The sequence below is a fragment of the Fructobacillus pseudoficulneus genome (assembly GCF_900108455.1).
GTDB lineage: Bacteria > Bacillota > Bacilli > Lactobacillales > Lactobacillaceae > Fructobacillus > Fructobacillus pseudoficulneus.
The window spans coordinates 1-25553 of the sequence record NZ_FNWS01000009.1 but is presented as its reverse complement, the minus strand read 5'-3'; the positions used below and the strand labels follow the sequence as shown (position 1 = coordinate 25553).

21 protein-coding genes, 2 tRNA genes and 2 pseudogenes are annotated in these 25553 nt (G+C 43.0%); 19 read left to right on the top strand and 6 right to left on the bottom strand.

Annotated features, from left to right (window positions below):
* Window positions 1-422 (top strand): restriction endonuclease subunit S (locus BLW39_RS06630; protein ID WP_200769399.1); only part of this gene is annotated, 422 nt, incomplete at its 5' end.
* A gap of 42 nt (window positions 423-464) precedes the next feature.
* Window positions 465-980 (top strand): annotated as a pseudogene (locus BLW39_RS07180) (restriction endonuclease subunit S); the annotation flags it as partial.
* Between the two features lie 27 nt (window positions 981-1007).
* Here the strand turns inward: BLW39_RS07180 and BLW39_RS06620 are convergent.
* On the bottom strand, window positions 1008-1940 hold the full coding sequence (locus BLW39_RS06620) for a site-specific integrase (RefSeq protein WP_059378023.1): 933 nt from the start codon (window positions 1938-1940) through the stop codon (window positions 1008-1010).
* A gap of 132 nt (window positions 1941-2072) precedes the next feature.
* A pseudogene (locus BLW39_RS06615) lies at window positions 2073-2672 on the bottom strand (restriction endonuclease subunit S); the annotation flags it as partial.
* A gap of 32 nt (window positions 2673-2704) precedes the next feature.
* On the opposite strand from BLW39_RS06615, the gene BLW39_RS06610 reads away from it, so the two are divergent.
* The 10 genes from BLW39_RS06610 (at window position 2705) to BLW39_RS06565 (ending at window position 15266) form a co-directional block, all read left to right on the top strand.
* Window positions 2705-2893: a hypothetical protein gene (locus BLW39_RS06610; protein WP_059378026.1), complete on the top strand. Its 189-nt coding sequence runs from the start codon at window positions 2705-2707 to the stop codon at window positions 2891-2893.
* 69 nt (window positions 2894-2962) lie between these two features.
* Window positions 2963-3646: a restriction endonuclease gene (locus BLW39_RS06605; protein ID WP_059378028.1), complete on the top strand. Its 684-nt coding sequence runs from the start codon at window positions 2963-2965 to the stop codon at window positions 3644-3646.
* Window positions 3647-3806: 160 nt separating this feature from the next.
* Entirely contained in the window at window positions 3807-4043 is a 237-nt protein-coding gene (locus BLW39_RS07035) for a hypothetical protein (RefSeq protein ID WP_059378030.1), read from the top strand.
* Window positions 3952-4296, top strand: a complete 345-nt coding sequence (locus BLW39_RS06595; protein WP_143404257.1) for a hypothetical protein — start codon at window positions 3952-3954, stop codon at window positions 4294-4296. Before BLW39_RS07035 ends, BLW39_RS06595 begins: the two co-directional genes overlap by 92 nt.
* Window positions 4297-4376: 80 nt before the next feature.
* Entirely contained in the window at window positions 4377-4832 is a 456-nt protein-coding gene (locus BLW39_RS06590; protein ID WP_059378033.1) for a DUF805 domain-containing protein, read from the top strand.
* 96 nt (window positions 4833-4928) lie between these two features.
* Complete coding sequence (locus tag BLW39_RS06585; RefSeq protein ID WP_059378037.1) at window positions 4929-5384, top strand: DUF805 domain-containing protein; 456 nt, start codon at window positions 4929-4931, stop codon at window positions 5382-5384.
* Window positions 5385-5483: 99 nt separating this feature from the next.
* Entirely contained in the window at window positions 5484-5987 is a 504-nt protein-coding gene (locus BLW39_RS06580; protein ID WP_059378038.1) for a DUF805 domain-containing protein, read from the top strand.
* 117 nt (window positions 5988-6104) lie between these two features.
* A complete protein-coding gene (locus BLW39_RS06575; RefSeq protein ID WP_059378040.1) occupies window positions 6105-6458 on the top strand; it encodes a DUF805 domain-containing protein in 354 nt (117 codons plus the stop codon).
* Window positions 6459-6812: 354 nt separating this feature from the next.
* A complete protein-coding gene (locus BLW39_RS06570) occupies window positions 6813-8051 on the top strand; it encodes a KxYKxGKxW signal peptide domain-containing protein (protein WP_059378043.1) in 1239 nt (412 codons plus the stop codon).
* A 39-nt stretch (window positions 8052-8090) separates the two neighbouring features.
* Window positions 8091-15266 (top strand): DUF1542 domain-containing protein, encoded by a 7176-nt coding sequence (locus tag BLW39_RS06565; RefSeq protein WP_059378046.1) that lies wholly within the window; start codon window positions 8091-8093, stop codon window positions 15264-15266.
* 97 nt (window positions 15267-15363) lie between these two features.
* Here the strand turns inward: BLW39_RS06565 and BLW39_RS06560 are convergent, their stop codons facing one another.
* The gene (locus BLW39_RS06560; RefSeq protein WP_059378047.1) at window positions 15364-15948 is read right to left on the bottom strand and encodes a xanthine phosphoribosyltransferase; all 585 of its coding nucleotides are present in this window, start codon (window positions 15946-15948) and stop codon (window positions 15364-15366) included.
* Between the two features lie 137 nt (window positions 15949-16085).
* On the opposite strand from BLW39_RS06560, the gene BLW39_RS06555 reads away from it, so the two are divergent.
* On the top strand, window positions 16086-16841 hold the full coding sequence (locus BLW39_RS06555) for a CPBP family intramembrane glutamic endopeptidase (RefSeq protein ID WP_059378050.1): 756 nt from the start codon (window positions 16086-16088) through the stop codon (window positions 16839-16841).
* 72 nt (window positions 16842-16913) lie between these two features.
* On the opposite strand, the gene BLW39_RS06550 is transcribed toward BLW39_RS06555, so the two are convergent.
* Window positions 16914-18212 carry a nucleobase:cation symporter-2 family protein gene (locus BLW39_RS06550; protein WP_059378052.1) on the bottom strand — a complete coding sequence of 433 codons (1299 nt, stop codon included), beginning with the start codon at window positions 18210-18212 and terminating at the stop codon, window positions 16914-16916.
* 451 nt (window positions 18213-18663) lie between these two features.
* On the opposite strand from BLW39_RS06550, the gene BLW39_RS07170 reads away from it, so the two are divergent.
* A complete protein-coding gene (locus BLW39_RS07170) occupies window positions 18664-18786 on the top strand; it encodes a hypothetical protein (RefSeq protein WP_275936410.1) in 123 nt (40 codons plus the stop codon).
* A 47-nt stretch (window positions 18787-18833) separates the two neighbouring features.
* On the opposite strand, the gene BLW39_RS07165 is transcribed toward BLW39_RS07170, so the two are convergent.
* Entirely contained in the window at window positions 18834-19340 is a 507-nt protein-coding gene (locus BLW39_RS07165; RefSeq protein ID WP_059378054.1) for a TetR/AcrR family transcriptional regulator, read from the bottom strand.
* A 129-nt stretch (window positions 19341-19469) separates the two neighbouring features.
* Between BLW39_RS07165 and BLW39_RS06540 the strand changes: the two genes are divergently transcribed.
* Window positions 19470-21737, top strand: a complete 2268-nt coding sequence (locus BLW39_RS06540; protein WP_059378056.1) for an MMPL family transporter — start codon at window positions 19470-19472, stop codon at window positions 21735-21737.
* An 81-nt stretch (window positions 21738-21818) separates the two neighbouring features.
* On the opposite strand, the gene BLW39_RS06535 is transcribed toward BLW39_RS06540, so the two are convergent.
* A complete protein-coding gene (locus BLW39_RS06535; protein ID WP_059378057.1) occupies window positions 21819-22331 on the bottom strand; it encodes a TetR/AcrR family transcriptional regulator in 513 nt (170 codons plus the stop codon).
* A 126-nt stretch (window positions 22332-22457) separates the two neighbouring features.
* Between BLW39_RS06535 and BLW39_RS06530 the strand changes: the two genes are divergently transcribed.
* The 4 genes from BLW39_RS06530 to BLW39_RS06515 all read left to right on the top strand — a co-directional run bounded on the left by BLW39_RS06530 (window position 22458) and on the right by BLW39_RS06515 (window position 25548).
* Window positions 22458-24728 carry an MMPL family transporter gene (locus BLW39_RS06530; protein ID WP_059378059.1) on the top strand — a complete coding sequence of 757 codons (2271 nt, stop codon included), beginning with the start codon at window positions 22458-22460 and terminating at the stop codon, window positions 24726-24728.
* A 230-nt stretch (window positions 24729-24958) separates the two neighbouring features.
* Entirely contained in the window at window positions 24959-25150 is a 192-nt protein-coding gene (locus tag BLW39_RS07085) for a hypothetical protein (protein ID WP_059378061.1), read from the top strand.
* 211 nt (window positions 25151-25361) lie between these two features.
* Window positions 25362-25444 (top strand) — tRNA-Tyr (locus tag BLW39_RS06520).
* A gap of 32 nt (window positions 25445-25476) precedes the next feature.
* Window positions 25477-25548, top strand: a tRNA-Gln gene (locus BLW39_RS06515).
* Window positions 25549-25553 lie beyond the last annotated feature (5 nt).

Below are 25553 nucleotides of genomic sequence, written 5' to 3'. Positions count from 1 at the left end.
ATGTTATTTCTGGATATGGTAAATTAAATAAAAATGTAGCCCTTAAAGAAAATAATCGAAAAGGAATTTTATTCCAGGAAGACGATATTTTATTTGGCAAACTTCGGCCATACCTCAAAAATTGGCTTATAGCTAATTTTAAAGGCATTGCTATTGGTGATTGGTGGGTATTTCGTTCAAACATTAATAGCCAATTTACTTATACATTGATACAAACTAAGCAATATGAAATAATTTCTAATTTATCCACGGGCACAAAAATGCCTCGTTCAGATTGGAAGATAGTAGCTAATTCAGAATTCAGAGTTCCAATTAGTAATGTAGAACAAGCTAAAGTTGGAACACTATTCAAGAAATTAGACAACCTCATCACCCTTCATCAGCGTAAACACAAATTATATTTATTAACTAAAAATGATTAACAAAATAAATTTCACAATCTTTCAAACAGCATTTAAGAAAAAATGACTAATACTTGGGAACAGCGTAAGTTGGAAAAGTTAGCTGTTTTTTCTAAGGGCCAAGGATATAGTAAGGGTGATTTAACTGAAATAGGTGATGAAATAATTCTTTATGGTCGTTTATATACTAAATATGAAACGGTCATAAACACTGTTGATACATTCACTAATAAAAAAAGTAAGTCAATTCTAAGCAAGGGTATGGAAGTTATTGTTCCAGCTTCTGGAGAAACTCCGAATGAAATTTCACGAGCTTCTGTTGTTGATAGACCGGGTATTATCCTTGGCGGTGACCTAAATATTATTCATCCTAACGAAAATATTAATTCAGAGTTTTTGGCGTTAACGCTATCAAACGGACAGCAACAAAGAGAACTAGCTCGACGTGCGCAAGGAAAATCAGTCGTACATTTACGAACTTCAGATTTAAAAAAAGTTAATTTTTTATATCCTAGTATCTGGGAACAACAAAAAATTAGTAAGTTAATAGTTAAATTTGAAAACCTTATCACCCTTCATCAGCGTATAGCAAAAATGCTTGTGAATTTAACTCAGTCCGGACAAAGATCTCATGACAATATCAACATCTTTATTTTCCAATTCTTGAATAATATGAAGATAGGTTTTCTGAGTGGTCGTCATGCTGGCATGTCCCAATCGTCGAGCCACACTAGCAATAGAAACACCAGCAAAAAGTAACAAAGAAGCATGTGTATGCCTAAGACCGTGAATAGAAATTACTGGTACTTCAGATTTTTCACACACTCTAGCTAGAATATTATTAATTGTTGAATTATATATTTTATCTGTCGTCTTAATAAAGATTGGGTCATCTTCCGGTAATTCCTTAACTAGCTCGGAAAATTGAATGACAGTTTGCCAGTCTAATTGTATTTTACGAACCGATGAATGATTTTTAGTTGGTGAAAACCCTCCATTTCCTTTATAATTCCAAGTTTTACTGACCGATAACATCTGATGTGGAAAATCAAAATCTTTTGGGGTTAACGCTAATGCTTCCGAAAAACGCATCCCCGTTTTAGCAATCAACAAAATAAACCAGTCCCAATTAATTTCTTGACTTAAAGATAAATTACTAAGCATTGTTCGTAATTCAAATTGATTTAAATATTTTGGCTTTTTTGGACGAGGTTGTTTTCCCTTGATAATGGCTTTTCGTGTAGGATCTCTTTCAACCAAACCTTCATCAACTGCATCTAGTATGGCTCCTTTTAACTGATGATGAAAGTCCATCGTTGTTTGACGTTCATGTTCTTCAGCATAATTATTCAATAACTGCTGATATGAAATGCGAGTCAAATTATTTAATGTTAAATCAGGAACCAATTTAATAAGCCACTGGTGGCTCATTATATATTTGGCCATCGTAACATCACGAATTGCTCCCTCTTTATAAACTGTGATCCATTGTTTATAGTAAACATGAAATTTTGCACTTTTTGTTGTTTTGTCTAACATGATATCTCCTTTGGTTATTCAAGTTCTACCCAAAAATTTACTAGGGCATTTCTTATTTTCAATGTTTTTTTAAAGGAGTGCTCAAAAAAAGCAGACCGAAGTCTGCTTTTCTAAAAAATTATACATTTAGACAAACATTTGTTGAAGAAGCCCCTTCTTTAACTCTTCAAGTTTTTCCAACTTACGCTGATGAAGGGTGATGAGGTTGTCAATTTTTTCCGCAAATAAACTAATTTGATTTTGCTCTGGTATATCCGGAAATGAAACTGCTTGATTTTTCACTAATTCAGAATTTAAATTAACTTGGCTACCAGGTTGTCCATATTTTTGCCACGATGGTCTATACATTTCCAACCATTGAAACATAAATTCTTTATTAAATTTGGGGTTTAAAAAAATCAAAAATCCATCATGTACACCCGTCTTAATATAGTTCATAACAGGCTTTCCAACCGTTGCAGCGATGCTAAGGAGTAAATGCTGAGATTTTAGAACTCTGGTTTTTTCTTGTCCCAATACAGATATATGTTGTTCCAGATGTCTGATACGTCCGTTTTGTTCAGTGACGTCCGAAATTCTTAACCAACCAATCTGACTATTATCATCAAACCATTTTGGGTCCTTAATGGGGCGTGGACTTGCTCCTCTTACTATCTCCGATACATCCCCCAACTTACGCTGTTCCCAAGTATCCGTTTTTTTCAAAAATATGGTATCTTTAACTATGTAAATATTTTCGATAATTTGTGGGGAGAAAAAATATCGTGGAAAAAAAGCAGAAAGTTTTTAAAAATAATAATGCGCGTGAAAATGCAGTAATGATGGCGTTATTGACAATTTTACAGAGCTCAGGAGGGAAAATAGACAAGAAAGCAGCTCGAAAGCAGATACCTTTGGTAGATGACCGTATCCACGATGAAGATATTTGGGAAGAAAAAGTTTCAAAAAAATAAGGTAGAACATATCGGCCATTTGATTTCACGCTGAATTATGCCGCGAAGCGATTAGAACTTTTTGGAGCATTGGAAGACTTGCGTGGGAAAAATTTTGTTTTGACTGAAAAGGGATTGGCTTTGGGCCTTTCTGAAGCAACTCCTGATGGTATCCGTTTGGTGACGGATCCGATTATTAAAGAAACATCAGATAAAAACAAGAAAAAGAAAGCAGCTCAAATAAAATCATCAAAAGAAGAACAAAAAGATGACGAAATCGAAAATGATGATTCTGAAAATATAGATGAAACAGTTGAAGGTTGGCGAAAAGAATTAAAAGTTCAGCTTCGACAGATGGATCCAGCCAAATTTGAGCGCTTTAGTCGTCGACTTATCAAAGAAATGGGCGCACAGATTGACGATGAGATTGGCGTACAGCTTTCGCAGGATCATGGTCTTGATGGCTATGCGTACTTTGTCAGTGATGAATTACGGACGACACGTGTAGCTATTCAGTCTAAACGTTATAACAACCTAGTGGGCGACAAATATGTCCGTGATTTCCGTGGTTCCATTCAAAATGGAACAGATTATGGTATTTTGATTACCACTGATTACTTTTCTGATGCAGCCGTTAAGGAAGCCAAAGACCCATCAAAATCAACTCCTATTACTCTGTTAGATTTGGATGATGTAATCGATTTAGTGGAAAAATATCAATTATTCATCAAAAAAGTAGAGACCTATGAATTAGGTGATTTTTACTTTGATTAAACTATACAATCTGACACCTTAAATATTAATACTGCAACTAAAGGTCTTGACTCAACGAGTTAGGGCCTTTTTAAATTTTACAAAAGATAATGCAAAGTACTTACGTCATATCAAACATAAAGGAGATACAGACCTTTAAAGAATAAATGGAGGTACTAAAATGGATCAATTATCGACGCTATTAGGTGATGGGGACTTAGCAACAACTATTGAAATTATCATTAGTTTTGTTTTAGGAGCAGCAACGGGGTTTAAGGTTGCGACGAAACAGCGGATTAAGCAAGTTCAGAAAGGGGGCGAAGCACATGACCAACAACAAATTGGTAGCATCATCATTAATCAATCAGACACAGGTCGGGAAGGGAAAGACACTAAATCAACAAATCGGCGTCGTTAATTATATTGTGGGAATGGACGAAAAACGTTTGAAAGACCTTGTTGATATCAAGGTCGCAGAAGTGTTAGCCTGTCGGCATGATATTTCAAATGGTACTTATCAGAAACAGCTAATTGACCTATCACAGAAGCTAGATATTATTAATCAACGCCTTGAAGAACTTGAGCGTATCCAAACTGACAAAGTTGAAATCATTGTTCCAGTTGTTCAATTAATTAATAATCAGTACTATACTTTTCCGAAGAAAAGATAAGTTCGCACCCTTCCCACCATCTCCTCATCCATGTTAGAATAGTATGGATAAATATCTCGTTATAGACTAGTGGAGGGCTTATGCTACAAGCATATAAGAAGTTTTGGAAGAACTATGTAAATTTGAAAGAACCGTCAACTCGGGCCGATTATTGGTGGTTTACCTTGGTCAATACCTTGATTTCGTTGGTTTGGTTTTTAGTTGTGCTTGGGACGTCAATGCGGTTTTTGATAAAGCTGATTGATGGCCGCCGTATTACCTCTGCCGATACACCAATGCTTATCGTGACTGTTGTGGTTCTGTTGATTGGTTTGCTTTATGTACTGGCAACCTTCATTCCTAAGTGGACCTTGATGTACCGCCGCTTTATGGATACCGGTTTGAATCCATGGTGGTATTCAATCTATGTCATTGCCTACTTACTACGCTTTGTCAGTGGCAATTCTAGCTCATTGACCGCCGTTTGGGTTTTGTTGAACATCGCTGTCTTTGTGATTACGGTGTCACCAACTGGTGCCTACAAGAAAGATAAATAATTGTTTAGAATCCCGCTCTGGCGGGCTTTTTTGTTGCCTAAACAAATGTTGGGGATGGTGCTACAATGGGGGTGTTGAAAGGTTTAGGTGATCGAAATGATTCATGCATATGAAGATTATTGGAAGGAGTACCTCGATTTCTCTGGTCGATCAACGCGAGCCGAATTTTGGCGGGTCGTGTTCGACAACCTCATTCTAACCCTGGTCGTTGTTGTTTTAACGAGTGGTTCACTCTTCGGGCTCTTTAGTCAGCTCCTAGAAGACCACTTTACGGGCATTAGCCTTGGCGTTTTTAGCCTCTCACTTGTTGCCCTGGTAGTCTCGCTTTTCTATGGCTTGGCCACCATTATTCCGAACTTAGCGCTGGAATACCGCCGTTTTATGGATACCGGTTTAAGTAAATCCTGGTTTATCCTGCCAATTTTGGCCTTAGTATTGCCCGTGCTCTACCTGCTGACGTTTAATTGGCTTTTGCTGGTTGCTTTGGTTGTGGTGGAAGCCGTGGTGCTTGTGGTTAACTTGTCCAAAACAGGACAGTTTTCCAAGAAATAATCAGGATTAGCAGCCGGTAACGGCTGCTTTTTTAATAAAAAAGTTTGATAGTCCATGTTAGAATAAAAGCAAAGAAGGACAATTGAAGGGAGGGGTATCATGCTAGCAGCATACAAAAAGTACTGGAAGGATTCCCTGCGCTTTGATGGGCGCGCCAGTCGATCCGATTTTTGGTTGGTCGTCTTGGTGAACCATTTCTTAGTAGTGGTTGGTGTTTTGGCGGGCGTTGGCCTTTTGAGTGTGGCGATTAACGACTCGATTTATGCCAATAACACGAAGTTGGCCGAGTTTTCGATGTACTCAGCGCAATTCTTGTTAATTACCTTGTTTTTCTATCTTCTGGCGACGATTGTGCCGAATTTGTCGATGCAATGTCGCCGGTTGGGGGATGCCGGACTCAGTGCAGGCTGGCTAGCATTGGTGGCCGTGGCCTATGTGGTTCCTTTGGTTGTGGTTGCCCTCTTTGCCTTGGACTTTTTCGACATTGTGGTGGGAGTTTTATCGGCTGGACTTTTGGCCTGGACGACATCAATCTGGGCGATTACAGTGGCGATGCTCTTTGCTATTGATGTTTCGCCGACCGATGCCTATCGGGCTTCATAAATGTTTAAATGAACTGCCTCCTGTTGGGAGGCTTTTTTATTAAAAAGATTGTTCAGAAGTGAGCTAAATGCTATAATGTGTGAGGTTTAAGTCCACTGGAGAGAGGGGGTGAGAAGGATGATCCGTGCTTTTAAAACATATTGGCTAAAGTATTTTCAATTTCGCGGTCGGACTTCTCGCGCCAACTATTGGTGGGTGACGTTGATTAACTTTGCAATTGCGGTCTTTTCCTATTTGCTCTTTGCTTTTTTGCTGAGCAATCCGGTGATTGATTCTGTCCAAACCCTAGGCCATTCAGGTGGCTATTTATTAATTACCTGTGGACTGGGATTGGTGGCTTTCTTATTTACGGTTTACCGGCTGGTAACCTTTATTCCGGACCTTTCAATCTCGTACCGACGCTACATGGATACAGGATTGTCGCCTTATTTCTTTATTGTTGAGCCCTTGATGCTTTTCTTTGGCCTATGAATGTTTTATGGTCGGCTAACGATGTACGATCCAAATAGTCAGATGCCAATCTGGGTTGTGCCCATTTTCTTGATTTTATTTTTGGCTGATTTTCTAATTAAGATTTTACCAACTGACACTTTTTCTAAAGAATGAAAATAAATTACGACTAAGTCGCTCGGAATGAGCGGCTTTTTTATTGCGCTTTTATTGCCAAAATGCCTCTATGCCTATGCTTATGGCCGGTATCATGATAAAATAATTGTATATGACAATAATATGACTAATATAAATTATAAAAGACTGTTAGAGGATTAAAGTTTAGAATTAGTAACATTCAAGATTATTGTATTCTTTTGATTACGGGAGATAACCATGAAAAATACAAAGAACCTAAATGTTGACACAAAGACACATTTCAAGATGTATAAGTCCGGTAAATTCTGGGTGATGTCTGGAATGTCTTTGGCGATGTTAGCCATGGGTGGCCAGGCTAGTCTGAGTGCTAGTGCGACCGAGGTTAATGATAGCAATACAAACAAGACCATTACCACGAGTCAAAGTGCGCAGGGAGAAGAAACGGGTACTGCGCAAACTAATGGCCAAAGTGCAGCTAGCAGCGCCAGCCAATCAGGCTCACAAAGTGCGAATACTCAAACTTCGACGAGTGCATCGGCAACGCCAAGTACGTCAATTTCGGCCACTGCGGATAATGCGACTGATCGTTCAAACTTTCAATCATCGGTAAGCAGCACTAGTTCGACGGCTCAAAGTGGCACGAATAACACGAATAGTAGTGCAGCCAGTGATACGAGTGTGTCGGTTCCGTTGCCGGATGACATTGCTAATTTGCAGGATAAAAAGCAGGCTGCGCAAGCTGCTAATAATGGTTCTTACGTTCAAGTTAGTACTTGGGCGGCTTTTAAGGCAGCTTATACCAATAACAAAGTGACCTATATTGAGTTGACTGGCAATATTGCAGTCGACCCTGCTAGTGCTAATAACAACTTAGCATTAGGGGAACGAACGGCCAGCATCATTATTGATGGTGGTGGTTTCTCATTGAATATTGGAAAGTCAGCCTTGCGGACGGGTCAAGCGACTGATGCCAATGGTAATACCAGGGATGCCAATGGGAACCGGGTCAAGTCGACCTTCACGATTACCGATATCACGTTGATGCAAAAAGCCACAGCGGATAACCTGGTGGCCGATAGTGGTAAGAATGGTGCGCCGGATGCGGCGATTGATGCTTATGCGGCTGACGGCTCATATGGTGGCTGGTACTACAACATTAACAACTTCACGTTGACAGGTGTGAATGGTAAGGATGATCAGAATCAAAGCACGCAACCATTGCGTTTGCTGGATGCTGAAGGTTCAAGCGTTGTTTTGTCTGGAACGGTTAACGCATACGTCCGTCAAGAAATGATGCAAATTGGTCAGGTTTCGATTGCCAATGGCGCTAAGGTGATGATGCAGCGTGTTGCTGGTTTCCGTAACTCTGGTTACTCGGTCTTCTTCTTCTCAGCCTGGCGTCAAAGTCAGTCGATGAATTCGCAGGCGACGGGCTATTCTCATACATTTTCAGTTGGGGATGGTGCGACAATCTAGGCCAATGATAAGGGAAATGATAGTCAGTATCCCGTTATTTTGGGGGCAGTTCAAACCGTCCGGGTTGGAGATAATGTCAATTGGACACAGATTGGTTTAAAGCACTTTATTGACCAAAATTTCTATACCAATATTCCGGGTCAGCAAGCTCAGCAGACTTTTATATTTGGCCGAAACCTCACGGTGAATACTCCTGCCAACCCGATTGATGGGAAGGACTTTTTCTTGACGGGTAATATCCAAACGACCATTAGTTTTGCGCCGGGATTGACTATGAGTGTTGAGCAACTCAATCGAACACCAATGTTCAACTTGGGTGCGAATACGACGATTATCTTTGATGCACCAAAGGACCTGCACTTTAATATGCGCAACAAGAACTTATATGGCCAGTTTGATGGTGATGGTTCTTTTGATAAGACGCTTTTTAATATTACTGGTTCTTCAAAAGTGGTGATTACGCAGGCGACGACAAAGGTTTGGGATAACAAAACATCGCACAATACAAACGAAGCTGGTGTGACGCAGACCAACGGTGGCACGTTGACGATTACGGCCAATGGAGTGACTTCGGTTGCCAACAAAGACCGCAATGGGAATGTGGCTGCGACAGACGGAAACAAAACCCGTGAAATTTGGGCAACAAACAGTGGAGAGCCGGGAACGGTCCAGGTCCAGTTTGTGAATGATCAGGGAAATCCAGTGGGCGACACGATTACCTTGGCAGGTCCGCAATCGCAATATCAAATTGGTCAAAAAATCTTGTTGAAGTCTAGCGACTTCATTGATAAGATACCAGCCAACTATCTTTGGGCGGTGAACCAATCTCAGTTGCCACAAAATTGGCGGCAGTTGATTACAAATGATGGTGACCCAAACGTGGATGCTGATAATGCTGTTAATGGCCAGGCGTTGTATGCCTTGGTTCCCTCAACGAATTTGACGAACACTTATACGATTTTTGTCTTTGGTAAGCCAAAGACAGGCGTTTCCTATGAGTACTACGATGCCGACACAAATACGGTGTTGGCAGCCAAGGGAAATGTAGCTCCTACCACGGATACGGCTAATTACGGTCATACCATTGACTGGACGAGTGGCTTCTATACCAACGATAATGTGCCAACTGGTTATCATTATGACAAAACAGCGGCCAACCAACCGGGCAAGCAATTAGTGGATGGCATTGATCGCACGGTGCGGATTTATGTTGTTGGAAATACGCAGACGATCCAGCCAACTTACGTCAACATCGCTGGTCAAACATTGTCGCCAAAGAATGCGACAACGATCACTGGAAACACTGGAACGCAGATTACTTTGCCAACAGACGTATCGGTCGATGGTTTTATCTTGTCAAGCATTACTGTTCAGGGCAAGACGTATGACATCACGGAAATTTCAAAGCAACAGCTTTCTTTCTTAGCTAATCAAGCAACCAGTATTCAATATACCTTTGCAACGGTTGAACAACGAAAGTCGGTTGTTCAGCAACAGTTCACGACTGCGGCAAGTACGGCTATCCAAACGATTTCAGCCAGCCCAACTCTTTCTGGAACGGATAAGCAAAGTAAGATTCAAGCAGTTATTCAGGCACGACAGGATGCTATTACGAATTTGACGGGCGTGTCGGACGCTGCTGCATTATCAAAAGCACAGTCTGATGGAGTCCAGAAGATTCAATCAGTGGTGCCAGCAACTGACCAGGCCATGCTGACTAACTTGACAACGTTGAATAGCAAAACGCAGACTGCTACCGATGCTATTAATAAAGACAAGGGTTTGACTGCCGTACAAAAGGCAGCTCAACAATCTGTTTTGAAGGATTTGTCAGCAGCGGCGTTGCAGTTGGTTGTTTCAACAACAGATCAAAGCAAGATTACTGATCAGTTGACTCAATACTTCAATCAAATTGATAAGGTCTATCAATCTGGTGTGGCGATGGCCCAACAGGCTGACAAAGTTGATAAAGTAACGGCCACGCAAATCATTCAAAAAGATCCAACTTTGACAGCCCAACAAAAGGCAGCCATGATTGCAAACTTGGATAAGGTTGGGTTGCAGTCATATAGCAATGATATGACCGCTGAGACGATTGCCTCTGTTCGTGCAGCCAACCAAAAGGCACTCTTGCAGGATGCAACAAAGTCTGGCAAGACAGTTGAACAGTTGAAGGCGGATACACAGCAGGCGCTGTATGACAGTGCTAAAAGTTATCAAGCAGCTGTCTATGCGGATACGACTTTATCAGAAAGTCAAAAGGCAGCGAAAATCAGTGCGATTAACCAGCAGTTGGCGAATGCCTTTGCAGAAGTTAGTCAAGTTGGTGCGACCGTTGCTTCTTTGACCGGCAACGACAGCCAAGCGGATCAATTGGCGAACATCAATACCGCTTATACGCAGGCTGGCAAGGGTAACTTTGCTCAGGCTGTGTTGAATACTGCCTCAGCTGAAAGTCCTTCAATCGATGGCATGATTGATAAAGCCATTGAAAAGGCGAAGAACAAAGTCGAAATTGGTGATGGTAAAAACACCGAAGCTATCAAGCAAGTCATTGATGCAAATACGCAAAACGTCAAGAATACGGTTCGTAGTCAATTAGATACCCAGTTGAACAGCGAGGATGTTACAGGTGCAACTAATAACGCCAAGACTGTTCTGTCGACCGATAAAAATGATAATTCAGCCTTCCAGGGCATCTTGAATGACATTAATTTATCGGCTAATACTTCCCTTACAGATAAGTCCTATTCTGACGAGGCTGTCAATGATTGGGTAAAGAGCCAAAGCGATGCCATTGATAATAATAGCGCGTTGTCGCTAGCGGATAAAATTCAGGCAAAAAGCTACATTAACCAGGTTGCGACTGGCTTGCAAGCTGCTCATGATCAGAAATTGTCAAAGCTAATGGCGAATTCTGATGTGCAAGCTAAAGTTCAGGCTGCCTTTACGACTGACATTGATAATTTTGTTAGTCAGTTAAAAACGGCTGATCCAAACGCTCAAAATGATGCAACACAGAATGCAATCAAGGCACAAACTGCCTTGCAGTCTGTTCAAAATGACATCCCAGCTGCGTTAACACAACAAGCTAGTCTATTAGATGAAGCGGCAAAGACACGTACAGCAATCAATAATTCTACTGATTTGACCAATGCTGAAAAGCAGGCGGCTTTGAATAACTTGGTTGCTAAGGAACAGGCGGCGATTGCCGACGTAATTACCAAGGGGCCGATTACGGCAGGTGATCAGGATCGGTTGAACGAACAGTTGGCAAAAGTAAGCTTTGACAACGTGAAACCAAACGGCGTTAAGTCCTTGGCTGAACGTAAGTCGGATGCCGTGACGACTTTATCAGCAGCTATCAATCAAATTAAGAAGACTGTTCAGGCAAACAGTAGTTTGAGCCCCAATCAGCAAAGTACTCAGTTGGCCGCTTTGGAGAATTTGAAGCAAAGCTTGACGAATCAGATTAACGGCGTTGCTGCAAATGGTAGTACGCCGGCCATTGCGGGAATTTCCAATGCACAAGATTTGGCAGACTTTGTTGCTAAACAAGAAGCCAACCTGGCCACCCAGCAGCAGCAGTTCGATCAGGCCCAGTCTGTTGGAAATGCGTATCAGAAAGTTCAAAAAAAGGTAACCGATACAACGGCTGCCATCACCAATGATAAAACGTTGACGAATGAGCAAAAGACGGCTCAACAGCAGCAATTGAACGAAAATACGTCAGCACCATTGTCAACGTTGCAGACGGCCAGTGATAATTTGAATACGGCGTTGACGAAACAAGCGCAAGCTCAAAATGATTTGACGAGGGCGCAAGCAAGTTCTACTAATGGTGGTGATTCAGGTTCAAACAACAATGGTGGCTCTGAATCTGGTGAAAATAATAATTCTGGTTCAACACCAAATGGTGGTAGTGGTGCTGATTTGCCACAGCTAAACCAGAACGTGACGGATGCTGTCAAAGCGGCCGCAGATGCCATGACAGCGGTGCAAACATCTTCAACCGGGATCAGTGCTTCAACACTGGCTCAGTTTGTTAACGAAGCGCCAACGGCCAATCAACCAGCCAACGGTGTGTTGGCGACAAATGTGCACCAGAGTTCCCAAAATGAAATTGCTGGGCAAAAGAATGCCGCATTGACACAAGTTGTGCAACAGTATGCCACAACTTATCAAGCCATTAATGACGACCCGCTTTTGACACAAGATCAAAAGCAAGCGCAGATTAATGATTTGAAAGCCAAGATGGATAAGGTAACGAAGGATTTTGATGACATCACCCAGGATACGGCCAATTATGCGCAGGTCATTACTTCGGCGGGCGTTAGCGGTGTCAATTCTATTGCCACGGCTCATGTGGTTCAGTCAAAGACGATTGCTGATTTGAAGACGGATGCTGTTTCGGCTATTCAAAACGGCCAATTGGCATCAACGACCGCTGAGATTAATGGTGATGACAACTTGACGACCGCTGAAAGTAACAATCAAATTGCTTCTTTGCCATCCGTGTCAGATTTGCAAAGCTACTTTAGTGGTGCCCAGGATGCTCAGCAAATTGCGGACATCCAAGCTGCCGTCAATCAGACCATTGCGAGTCGTTATGTACCGGGGGCGACGGTTGCCGCCCGACAAGATGCTGCTACTCAGGCTCTGAAGACGCAAATTGATGCGATGACGACGACAATTCAAAACGATCCGACTTTGCCATCGCAGGGAACTGTTAGCAAGCAATCTCAATTGGATGCATTGAAACAGGTTCAGGTTCAGCACTCGGGTACGGGTAGCAGTGGCCAATCGGGTCAAATTGCCGCCACAAGTGACAAGGAAAAATTTGCTGCGTTGCTACAAAGCATTAACCAGGATGTTGCTAAGGTGCATCCGGCTAATGCAACCAAGTCGTTGGCCGACCAGCAAACAGCTGCTAAGCAAGCTATTAGTGACTATGCAGTAGTGGTGATTGACAAGATTAGGGTTGATAAAGGTTTAACAACCGACATTCAGCAGGATCAAATCAATGATATTCAGAATGGTTTGGCTGCTAAGCAAGCCGAAATTGATAACTTATCAACGGTGACGGCAGATAAAATCAATGATCAACTAGCAAACGCTAAGAATCAAATCGATCACCAACATACTTCGGGCGATATTTATAAAGCTCGAAATGCCGCTACTGCAGCGATTCAAAGCCATAAAGATAAGGTTTCTCAGCAAATTGACCAAGATCAGACGTTAACACTTAGTCAAATGGCGGATCAGCAGGCGCAATTAGCAAAGCAGATCAGTACCATCTCGACTGATGTAAATCAATATCAAACAGCCGATGAAATTGCGGCTTATCAGCAACGAATCTTCGCCGGTTTGGACCAAACACACCAACACGGTGCTGGTTTGGACCAAGATCAACAAGATGCAACTGATCGTTTGAATAAGGCCGTTGCCCAGGCAACGACTACGATTAATGGTGATAATCGTTTGACTGATACTGACCGAAATACTCAGTTAGCTGGGGTACAAACAGATGCAACGCAAGTTCAGCAAACAATTGCGAATGCGACAACGGCACAAGCTTTGGTACAGCTTGATGACACGAGCCTATTGAATACGGTGCAGCAAGGTTATAATAATGCAGTTAAGAGTGGTGCCGTTCAGGATTTGAGCACACAGGCAACTGCTGCTGCATCTGATTTGGGTAGCACATCATACAATGAAAACTCAAACGTTCAATTGGATGACACGTTAAATTCTAACCAAAAGGCGGATCAGCAGAATGCCATTAAGCAGGCACTGAGTGATGGCCAAGCCGCCATTCAGGCAGCACAAAAGGTCAGTGCTCAAGCTGTTAAACAGGCCCATGCTGACGCTGCCAATAAGATTTTGAGCATCCACCAATCAGATAAGCCGTTGGCGGACCAGCGTAGCGATAGTCAATCTGAAATGGAAAAGTACTTCCAGACAGTGACGAACCAAATCAATGCGGATAAGACGTTGTTGCCAAGCGACCGTCAAACACAATTGACTCTGTTAAGCTACCGTAAGGGGGATGCCAACCAGTTGCTCAAAACGGCGCAGACCGCCCAAAGTATCTTGGATACCAACGTTTACTGGCAGAACTACTTGAATAATGCCCACACGGTTGGTAAAGATTTGTCAGTGCAAAAGCAAGATTCTGCCAAGGTTTTGGCAAGCAAGGCCGATGATGCTGTGAAGGCGGTTAAGGCTGATACTCGTTTGAATGACGAACAAATGGCTAACCAAGTGACCGACATTCAAAACCGTTTGGCCATGGCAACCGACGACATTAACCAGCAGAATGATGCCGAATCAATTCAAGATCGTCAGACCGTTCAGTTAGGAACCGTCTATGCTGGCTACCAAGCCGGGGAAGAAATGCCGGTTCAGATTGAAAAGTTCCCAGCATCACTGGATGAAGTGACACAGACGGTTTTGCAAGACGTGCAAGATGATGTGACATTGACGGACCAAGAAAAGGCTGAGCAAAAAGCACAGATTCAAACGAAGAGTCTCGACCAAGATTTGAAGACGCAAGAAATCACGAAGGCTGCTTCTGCTACGGTTGGTCAAGATTTGGCAGTGGTCCGTAGTGACTGGAAGCAAAACCTTGCGGCCCTTCACAAGTCAGGACAGCCTTTGGACCAGCAAAAGCAAGTGGCCAAGGCTGCGATTGACCAAGCGGGTCAGCAAACCATTGTTGGGATTAATGCCAACGCAACCTTTACTGTTGGACAAAAGACTGAATTGACAAACTTTGTGCAAGACCAAGTCAGTCAAGCGAGGGCAAAGATTGATGAGGCCGACAATGCACAAGGACTGCAAGATAGCCAACCAGCTCTGATTGCGCAGCTGCAATCAGCCTATCAAGCACAAAAGCAACAAGTTGACCAAGCAAATCAAGAAGCAGCAGCACAAGCGGCTGCTGCTGCTAGTCGACGTGCGCATGCAAGTCTTCTATCCTCATTTGGCATCCAGGCTTCGGCTGATGATGTGACGAATAATCAGGTAAAGACAACGAAGAATCAAGAAAGTGCACAAGCAAAGAAAGCCCATGAAAAGGCGTTAGCACAGGCCAATAAAAAGGCCAAAGCAAAGAGCAAGGATGCGAAAATCGCTGCCACAACAGCCGGAGTTGGTGTTGTTGCCGGTGGTGCAGCGCTCGCAGGAGTTGCATACAAGCGACGGAAGCGATAATTTTGATTATCGACGACTGCCAAAAGACCCAGTTGGTTTGAACCAGCTGGGCCTTTTTGTATATAAAAAAAGCACGGAGAACCGTGCTTTGTTGGGTTTATTTTTCTTCAGCGGCAAAGACGACTTGGCCGTTTTCAAATGCGGCAATCCGTGCCAGCGATTGGATATTGCTGAGGCCGGCTTCAGTGGCCGCTTGTCGACCTGGTTGGAAGGACTTTTCGATGACGATTCCGGCACCGACGATGGTTGCACCAGCGGCATCCGCCAAGGCTTTGAGACCAAGCAGGGCTTGACCATTAGCTAGGAAATCATCAATCAAGAGCACATGGTCCGTTGCTGATAAGAAACGCTTATCGATGCGGATTTGGTTGCTGGTTTGCTTGGTGTAAGAATAGACATCAGCGGTGTAGGCATCGTCTGAAAGAATCCGCGACTTGCTCTTACGGGCAAAAACGACTGGCACGTTCAGTGCGAGACCAGCCATCACGGCTGGTGCAATTCCTGAAGCTTCGACGGTGATGACTTTGGTAATCCCTTGACCAGCAAACAGCCGGGCAAATTCGTTGCCCATTGCTTGCATTAATTGAGGGTCAATCTGATGATTTAAAAAGGAATCAACCTTCAAAATATCTTCACCAAGGACGCGGCCGTCTGCTTGGATTCTTGCTTCTAATTCCTTCATGGAGGACTCCTTTGAATTATACGTTAAAACTACCTGTTTAACATTTTACCAAGCGCTTTTCGGGCAAACAAGGCCAAATGTTGGCTTTATTAGGTGAATATGTTACGCTAAAAGTTAACGAAACGAGGATTGTTTAAATGAATCGACAACAATCGAAAATTATTCAGCGCCTGCAGAGTTCGAAAACCTTTATTTTAAATCTATCATCATTTTTAGGATTTTTCCTACTCGAGTATGTGGCGATGGTTTTTATTCAAGGTTCCGTGCTTTTTGAGGGTGACAAGCGCTACGCCTTGCTGATCATGGGCTTAGGACTTTCCTATTGCTTTATCCGCTTTGGCCTAAAGGCAATTGGTCGCCAAAAAATTTTATCACGAAGTTCGCTTTCGCTGCGGCAAATTAAGTGGCCCAATTTTGCGGACGCCAAGGTGCTGATCGGTGCGTATTTGCTCGGCTGGTCGGGGATGGTCATCTGGAATGAAATTGAGGTGCTCTTTTTCTACAAGCTGACCCACGGTACGACGGAAAACCAAGCGGCCATCGATGACTTAATGCATGTTGGTGGCTCTTACAGCCTGGTGATGTTTTCACTTGTGATTGTCTTTCTGGGACCAATCATGGAAGAAATTCTCTTCCGTGGCCTGTTCTTCCGCTACTTTAACAGTCTAAAGTTTCCTTGGTTGGTTGTCGCCTTGTCGGCATTGACCTTTGGTTTCTACCATTTGTCTTCTTATTCTTGGGTATCGTTGCTGGATTTGCCACCATACGCCATCATCGGTTTTGCCTTAGCCTATACTTATAAGAAGACCGGCAAATTGTCTTCATCGATTTTTATTCACGTTTTCCATAACGGTTGGATTCAAATTGTTTCGATTATCGCTTTGCTGCATTAAGCATCATTAACTTTGAAGCAAAAAGAGCTAAGTTCCTATCATCGAGGAACCTAGCTCTTTTTATTGACTTGATTATTGGTTGTTTTCTTTCTTTGGCCAACCGTTCATGAGTAGGTTCATCAAGACGGCGACGATGGTGGTCATGACCACACCGTTCGTGAAAATCAACTTGAGGGCTTCGGGAAGTTGTCCCAAAAATGTTGGGACAGTTCCAATACCCAAGCCGGCGCCAATTGACAAGCCGGCCGTTAATAGGTTACCTTCTTGGTTCAAATCAACCTTAGACAAGATTTGCAAACCTTGGATGGCAATCGTTGAGAACATCACCAACATGGCCCCACCAAGGACGGCACTTGGAATAATGGTAGCCAGTGCGCCCACCTTTGGCAAAAGGCCCAAGATAAGGAGCAGGCAAGCGGCATAGTAGATTGGCTGCTTTGACTTGACCCCTGAGAGGCGGACAACGGCAACGTTCTGTGAGAAAGTTGAGTAGGGGAATGTATTGAAAATTCCTGAAAGCACAACTGCTAGACCTTCGGCACGATAACCGCGGGCCAAATCCTTTTGTTCCAACTTCTTGCCGGTCAAGTCGGCTAGAGCAAAGTAAACGCCGGTAGCTTCGACCATGGCTGTCAAGACAATCACAATCATTGTCAGGCTAGCCGACCATGAGAAGGTTGGTGTACCCAAGAAGAATGGTTGTGGCAAATGGAACCATGAGGCATCGCTAACTGGTTGCAAGCTTACTCGTCCCATCAAAGCCGCAAAAATGGTACCAAGGATAATTCCGAGCAAAACGGCGATGGCCTTCAAGAAGCCACGGGCAAACTTCATTAGCAAAAGGGTAATCGCGACGGTCACGAAACCAACCAAAAGGTTTTGCCATGAGCCAAAGTCATCAGCCTTGAGGTTACCACCACCCCAATTTTGTAGGGCGATTGGAATCAGGCTCAATCCGATAACAGTAATCAATGATCCGGTCACAACTGGTGGGAAGAAAGCGCGCAAGCGGGCAAAACTACCAGCAATCAAGACGACAAAGATTCCGGCAACGATAGTCGCTCCATACATCGCTCCCCAGCCAAGGGAAGAACCAATGTTAATCAATGGTGAGACGGCCTGGATGGAAGAACCGAGCACAACTGGCAAGGCGATTCCGGTAATTGGCGTTTGCTTCAACTGGAAGAGGGTTGCTAATCCAGTACAGAAAATATCAACTGAGATTAAGTAAGCTAATTGCTTGGGTGAAAAGTGAAGGGCAGTTCCAATTAATAATGGAACTAAAATCGATCCGGCATACATTGCCAGAACGTGTTGTAGGCCGAGTAACAAGGCCTGAAACTTTGGTAGGGGTTTAGCTGGTGTTTCCATGAGATCTCCTGAGGATGCTTAAGTTCTCGCCATAGCCAGTTAATAATGAAAAAAGTTAGACTTTGTCCCCACCAAAAACAACAAAAAAAGCACGCAGTACCCAAGCGTGCCCTAAAAACCCTTGGTGATAGTCGCCCTTTTTGCCGGGCGGTAGAGACTCGGTTAGCATTAAAAACCGGATATAACTCCAATACGGTAATTAATATTATATCAGCTAGCAATTTTAAAAGATACGCTTGTTAGGCATTTTGTGGGGCTAATTATCAAAATGTCAAAAAATTTAATTTATTGGCGCCAATCGGCTATTTAATCAGGAATGGACTCACCTTTTGATTGAAATATAAGACGCTTAAAAGACTTACGCTTGTTATCTCTATTGAATATTGATAAAATTATTATAGACTTTGAAATAATTCAGGGCAGTAGGGGTGTTTATATAATAGGAGTCAAGATGTCAGAAGACGAGAAAAATCGTCGAAGAGCATTGGTTGAATTTCTGGTTATTATCGCAGTGATGATGATTGGAGCAATCATTTTCGGCGTCAGTTTTAGTCACATGATTGTATTTGGCTAAGAAAAAACCGCTTAATCCAGTTTGTGGATTGGGCGGTTTTTTCATATTTAAGTAGTAGGAAACTTTTTCTCAATGACAATTCGATCAAGCGTGGCATAGTCCTCGCGTAAGTCATAGGGGTGTTCTTGGTTCGTATTCCAGAGCTGGACGACGTAGAGGTTACCAATTAACCAGAGCAAGTCCTGGTCGGTGGTAACGGCGGAGAGTGCTTTGCAAATTAACTTATAGAAAAGGTCTTCAAATGATCGATCTTGCAGCTGGTATTCAAGGACCTCGATGGTGCCATCAAAATGAAAGTCCTTAATCGTCTCAAATGGGTGGGCCTTAAATTGGACAATATCTAAAGAAGTGTACATCGATGAAACGCTTGCTTGTAATAACTCCTCTAAAAGGATGTACTTATCCTCAAAGTGCCGGTAGAACGTATTACGGTTAACTTCAGCTGCGTCACAAATCTCTTTGACCTTTAGTTTTGAAAAGGGGGTACTGTGCAACAGCTCCCCCGTTGTCATTAATAAGTGTTGATGCATTAAATCATAGCGTTTGTTTTCCATAAAGTTCCTCGAAAAGAGACATTTTTTTATTTTTGTTTACTTTTAAAACAGTGTAACATTTTTTGCCTCTTCAATTGTTGTTAATAAATCTCTAAAATAGCCTTAGAAATTAAAAAAGGGGGAACAAGTATGCTTAAGCGACTTGGGGAATGGATCTATGATAACAAAATCAAGACGTTCCTACTTTGGCTGGTAGCTATAATTGTTCTAGTCGGCGGAGTCGTCGGCTGGGGTTCACACTTTACACAGAACCTAACAATTAGCGGCGTACCATCTACTAATATTCAAAGCACACTGGAACGGGAATTCCATCAGAATCCTAACAGTGGAACCTTAAAGGTAGTTGTTCAAAATAAGAAGAATGGTGTCACGGATGACCAAATGAAGACTGAGGTTGGCAATGCGATTGCCAAGGCCCAGGATAAGTATGGTTCAGATATCAAGTCAATTGCTAATCCATATTCAACGAATACGATTAGTAGTGATAAGACGACGACATACGTTGACATCACGTTCGATGCGAATGCGACGAGCGTGTCACATTCTACTATTACAGGCATCCGCTCCATCTTTGATGATCACATCAAGAATTCGGACACCAAGGTGGCCTATACTGGAACAGTCCAGTTGAAGCCATTTGAAATCGGTGGTCCTTCTGAAATCATTGGAGTTGTGATTGCCTTCGTCTTGCTGCTGGTTTTGTTCCGGTCCTTTGTAACGGCCGGTATGCCAATTATCTCAGCACTGGTTGGTTTGGTAACGGGCTTGATGCTTGTTGTTATCGGTACTAACTTTGCTACACTAGCAAATGTGGCCGAGACCTTGTCCGTGATGTTGGCTCTGGCAGTTGGGATTGATTACGCGCTCTTCATTTTGAATCGGTACCGGACGGATTTGGCCGAGATGGATGGCGACCAGAAGCGGGCCCTTGGTGGTGCCGTTTCCGAAGCTGGTAAGTCAGTGATCTTTGCCGGTGTGACCGTGATTATCGCGGTTTGTGGTTTGTCATTTGCCGGAATTGAATTTGTTACAACGATGGGCTTTGCGGCCGCTGTAGCGGTTGCCATCGCGGTCTTGTCAGCGTTGACCTTCTTGCCAGCGTTGATTGCCACATTTGGCAAGTTTATTAAGCCAAATACGAAGACTGTTGACCATATGGCCAATCACCCATCAAAGTTCACGAAGTTCTTGACGGGTCATCCTTGGACGGTTGTAATTGTCGCTGTTTTGGTCCTTGTCGGCATTGGATTGCCAGCGCAGAATATGCGTTTGGGTATGCCTTATAACGGTTCACTGCCTGAAAAGCAGACCGAACGACAAGCCTATGACATAATTTCGAATAAGTTTGGTGAAGGAATCAATTCACCTTTGATTGCCGTCGTCAAATTAGATACGACGAAGTCTAGCGCTGAAAATGAAGCAAACGTGGTTAAGATTGCGAGCCATATTGCCGGTTTGACTGGAACCAAGACGTTGTCACCATTGTCAGTTGACCAGCAAAAGGCAGCAGCCTTGCAGACACAGCTAACACAAGAAGCACAACAGAAGATGGCTTTGCAGGCACAAACGACTGGTCAGATGCCAACTCAGGCACAGCAAGACCAGGTGGCTGCCCAGATTAAGCAAACCATCATGAGCGAAGCAACGAAGCCTTATCAAATTTCATCAGATGGCAAATATGCAATGCTGGTTGTGATTCCAAAGAAGGGTTCTGAAGCCGTTCAGACCACAAACCTTGTTAATAAGATCAAGGATTACTCGGATACAACGGAATCAAAGTATAATGCCAAGATTACGTTGACCGGTGTCAATGCAGTTAACTTGGATATCACCAAGAAGTTGAACGATGCAACGCCAATCTTTGTGGTAACCATCATTGTTTTGGCCTTTATCCTCTTGATGGTTGTCTTCCGCTCATTCATCGTTCCAGCGGTTGCGATGGTTGGCTTTGGTTTGTCACTACTTGCTTCATTTGGCTTTACCACGTTGGTTATCCAGGAAGGCTTCTTGAAGGAACTCTTCGCGGTCTCAAAGGCTGCACCAGTACTTTCCTTCTTGCCAATTATCGTGACGGCCATTCTCTTTGGTTTGGCGATGGATTACGAAGTCTTTATGGTGTCGCGGGCACGGGAAGAATACCTGAAAACAGGGGATAATGACCGGGCCGTTATCGTAGCGATGCAAGACTCTGGTCCAATTGTTGTGACGGCCGCCATGATTATGATTGCAGTCTTTGGTTCATTCGCTTTGAACCCAAGTCCAACCATTAAGTCATTGGCCTTGGCCTTGGCCTTTGGAATCTTCTTTGATGCCTTTATCATCCGTCTTCTCTTTGTTCCAGCGATGTTGAAGATTTTCGGTAAGGCAAATTGGATTTTCCCAGGTAGTAAAAAATAATTCATCTTTCAACTTTTCTGCTTATAAAAATTGAAGATAAATAGCAAAGCCAGCTCGAAATGAGCTGGCTTTTTTGTGTGCTTATTTTTTTGAGTCGGGAAACTGACGGTCACGAAACATCTGATCGAAGATCTGGTAACCATTATGGAGCGAGTACGGCTTTGCTTGGTTATGGTTCCAAAGTCGGATAATGTACATATTACCCAAGCTCCATAAAAATTCTTGATCATCTGTGAGTTTTCGCAATGTCTTAAAAATCATACCGTCAAAAATGTCTTGAAAAACAGAATCATCCAGTTGAAAGTCGAAGGCTGCGAGCGGGGCTTCCACCTCAAGCTTCATGATTGATTCAAATGGGTGTTGCTTAAATTCTGCCACTTCAACCTTTTCAAAAAGGCGGGTGAGGGCAGCCGTCAGCATGACTTCTAATAAAACAATGTTATCCGCAAAATGCCGGTAAAAAGTATTGCGGTTAATATTCGCGGCCTCGCAAATTTGCTTAACGGTGAGCTTTGAAAAAGGGACCGTCACGAGCAGGTTGGCGGTCGTTTGCATAATGTGGTTGTGCATTAACTCGTAATTTTTATTAGCCATCTTTCAAAATTGGGACACTTTCTTAGATTTGTCTCTGTAAGGAACAGTATACCAATTTTAACCCTTTCAAAGTATACGTTTCACTAATAAAATGTACACAATGATAAATTAAAAGGAGGAGCAATCATGCTCAAGCGTCTTGGGGAATGGATTTATGAAAATAAGTTCAAAACCTTTTTGGTCTGGTTGGTTGCCATTGCTGTCTTAATTGGTGGTGCTGTGGGATTCGGTTCTCATTACACGACCAATTTAACAATCAATGGTATTCCGTCAACAAACATTCAAAGTACTCTTGAAAAAGAGTTTAAGATGAATCCGAATAGCGGAACGATGAAGGCCGTTATTCAAAATAAGAAGGATGGTGTCGCTGACGACAAGACAAAGGCCGAAGTGGCCGCTGCCATTGCCAAGCTACAGGATAAGTATTCTTCAGACATCAAGTCAATTTCAAACCCATACACAACGGGTGTGATTAGCTCTGATAAGACAACGACTTATGTGGATATCACTTTTAAAAAGGCATCAATCAACGTATCGCAAGATGCCATTGACGGTGTAAAAGATACATTTAACGATAAGGTAAAGAGCGCTGATACTAAGGTTGCCTTTACTGGATCTGTCAAGGTAACACCAATCGAATTGGGCGGTAAGTCCGAATTGATTGGAATCGCCATCGCCTTCGTCCTATTGCTGGTTTTGTTCCGTTCCTTCGTAACAGCTGGCATGCCAATTGTTTCAGCCCTTGTGGGATTGGTTTCAGGTGTTTTGGTTGTGACAATTGGTACCAACTTTATGACAATGGCCAACGTCAGCCAAACTTTGGCTGTGATGTTGTCATTAGCCGTTGGAATTGATTATTCACTTTTCATTTTGAATCGTTACCGGACTGATTTGGCCGATACAAATGGTGATCGGAAGACGGCCCTTGGTTTAGCCCTCTCTGAGGCTGGTAGCTCAGTGATTTTCGCCGGTGTAACGGTTATCATCGCAGTCTGCGGTTTGGCCTTTGCCGGGATTGAATTCGTGACAACGATGGGAATTGCAACTGCTTTGGCTGTTGCCGTGGCAGTGTTGTCGGCATTGACTTTCTTGCCTGCTTTGATTGCGGCATGTGCTAAGTTCATTAAGCCAAATAACAAGACGGTTGACCATATGGCCAAGAACCCATCAAAGATTACTGAGTTGATTACTGGTCATCCTTGGACGGTTTCAATTGTGGCAATTTTGGTCTTGCTTGAAATCGCTTTGCCAGCGCAAAACATGCGTTTGGGCATGCCATATAACGGTTCATTGCCTGATAATCGAACGGAGCGTCAGGCTTATGACATGATTTCTGACAAATTTGGTGAAGGAATTAACTCACCTTTGATTGCCGTTGTTAAGATGGATGGGAATAAGGGACAAGCTGAAAACGAAGCCAATTTGGTCAAGATTGCCAGTCACATTAGCGATATGAAGGGCGTCAAAATGATGAGCCCATTGACGGTTGACCAACAAAAGGCTGCAACTTTGCAAGCGCAATTGACCCAAGAAGCTCAGCAAAAGATGATGGCTCAGGCGCAAGCAACTGGTCAAATGCCAACGCAAGCGCAAAAGGACCAAGTGGCCGCTCAAATCAAGCAGGCCATTATTGCGCAAGCGTCAAAGCCTTATCAAGTATCAGCTGATGGTAAGTATGCCATGATGGTTGTGATTCCAACAAAGGGATCAGAATCAGAACAAACATCAAACTTGGTTAACAAGATTAAGGACTACTCAGACACAACTGAGTCAAAGTATGATGCAAAGATTACGATGACTGGTGTCAACGCCGTTAACTTGGACATTACCAAGAAGCTCAACGATGCAACACCACTCTTTGCGGTAACAATCATCGTTTTGGCCTTCATCTTGTTGATGGTGGTCTTCCGTTCATTCGTTGTTCCAGCAGTAGCCATGGTTGGATTTGGCATGTCATTGTTGGCATCATTTGGATTTACGACTTTGGTTATTCAAGAAGGGTTCATGAAGGGACTCTTCGGTGTGGCCAAGGGTGCACCAATCATCTCATTCTTGCCAATCATCGCCACAGCCTTGATTTTTGGTTTGGCCATGGATTACGAGGTCTTCATGGTTTCACGTGCGCGTGAAGAATATGCTAAGACTGGTGATAACAATCGGGCCGTAACGGTTGCGTTGCAATCATCAGGACCAATCGTGGTAACGGCTGCTTTGATTATGATTGCGGTCTTTGGATCATTTGCCTTGGATCCAGACCCAACGATTAAGTCAGTTGGATTGGCTCTATCGTTTGGTATCTTCTTTGATGCCTTCATTATTCGTTTGCTCTTTGTGCCAGCCATGATGAAAATCTTTGGTAAGTGGAACTGGGTTTTCCCTGGTAACAAGCACAAGTAAACGTCTCTTATTTTCTCTGCTTAGAAATTAATATAACCGGAAAAAGCCGGCCCTGTTGGGGTTGGCTTTTTTTGTGGAATTGTTTTCGTTTTATCGCAATATTTTTAATGAAATAGAAAAATCTTTTTGTTTCGTTCTTTGTTATGATGAAATGCATGAAGGTTAAATCGGGTTTCTGACAGGAGAGGAAGCCCGATTTAGTTTGTTACTTGATGGAGGAAAGAAATTCAATGAAAAATAGGATGGTTTTCGTAACGGATGTTTTATTACGACTTGTTTTTGCGACCCTTGGAACTTATTTCATTGGCTATCAATCAGATCATATGGTTCGAATGGCGGGTTTTGCAATCTTGGTGTTTAACTTGCTGACGTTGTTTTTTGATAGCAATTATCACAAGAACGCTGGCAAAAGAGAGGCTTGATTTTTAGTAACCGGGTTTTGATTTGAATTTTATTTTTTAAATTGATAAACTTATCTTGGGTAGTACAAGCAGGCTGCGCTTCGAGTTAGTCCATCAGTTGAGGCTACCTAAATTGATAACCAGCATTGCTGGTTTTTTTATTGATTTTAAAACTAGAAAAGGCTTGCAATTCCTGGCGTATCTTGCTATACTATTATAGTCGTAAAGTTATGGGAGTGTAGCGAAGTCTGGCTAAACGCGACGGACTGTAACTCCGTTCCTTCGGGTTCGTAGGTTCGAATCCTACCGCTCCCATTGCTGCCCCTGGACAGCTGGTGTTTTACGACTGCCCCTTGGCCAAGTGGTAAGGCAGAGGTTTTTGGTACCTCCATGCGCTGGTTCGATCCCAGCAGGGGCAATCGTT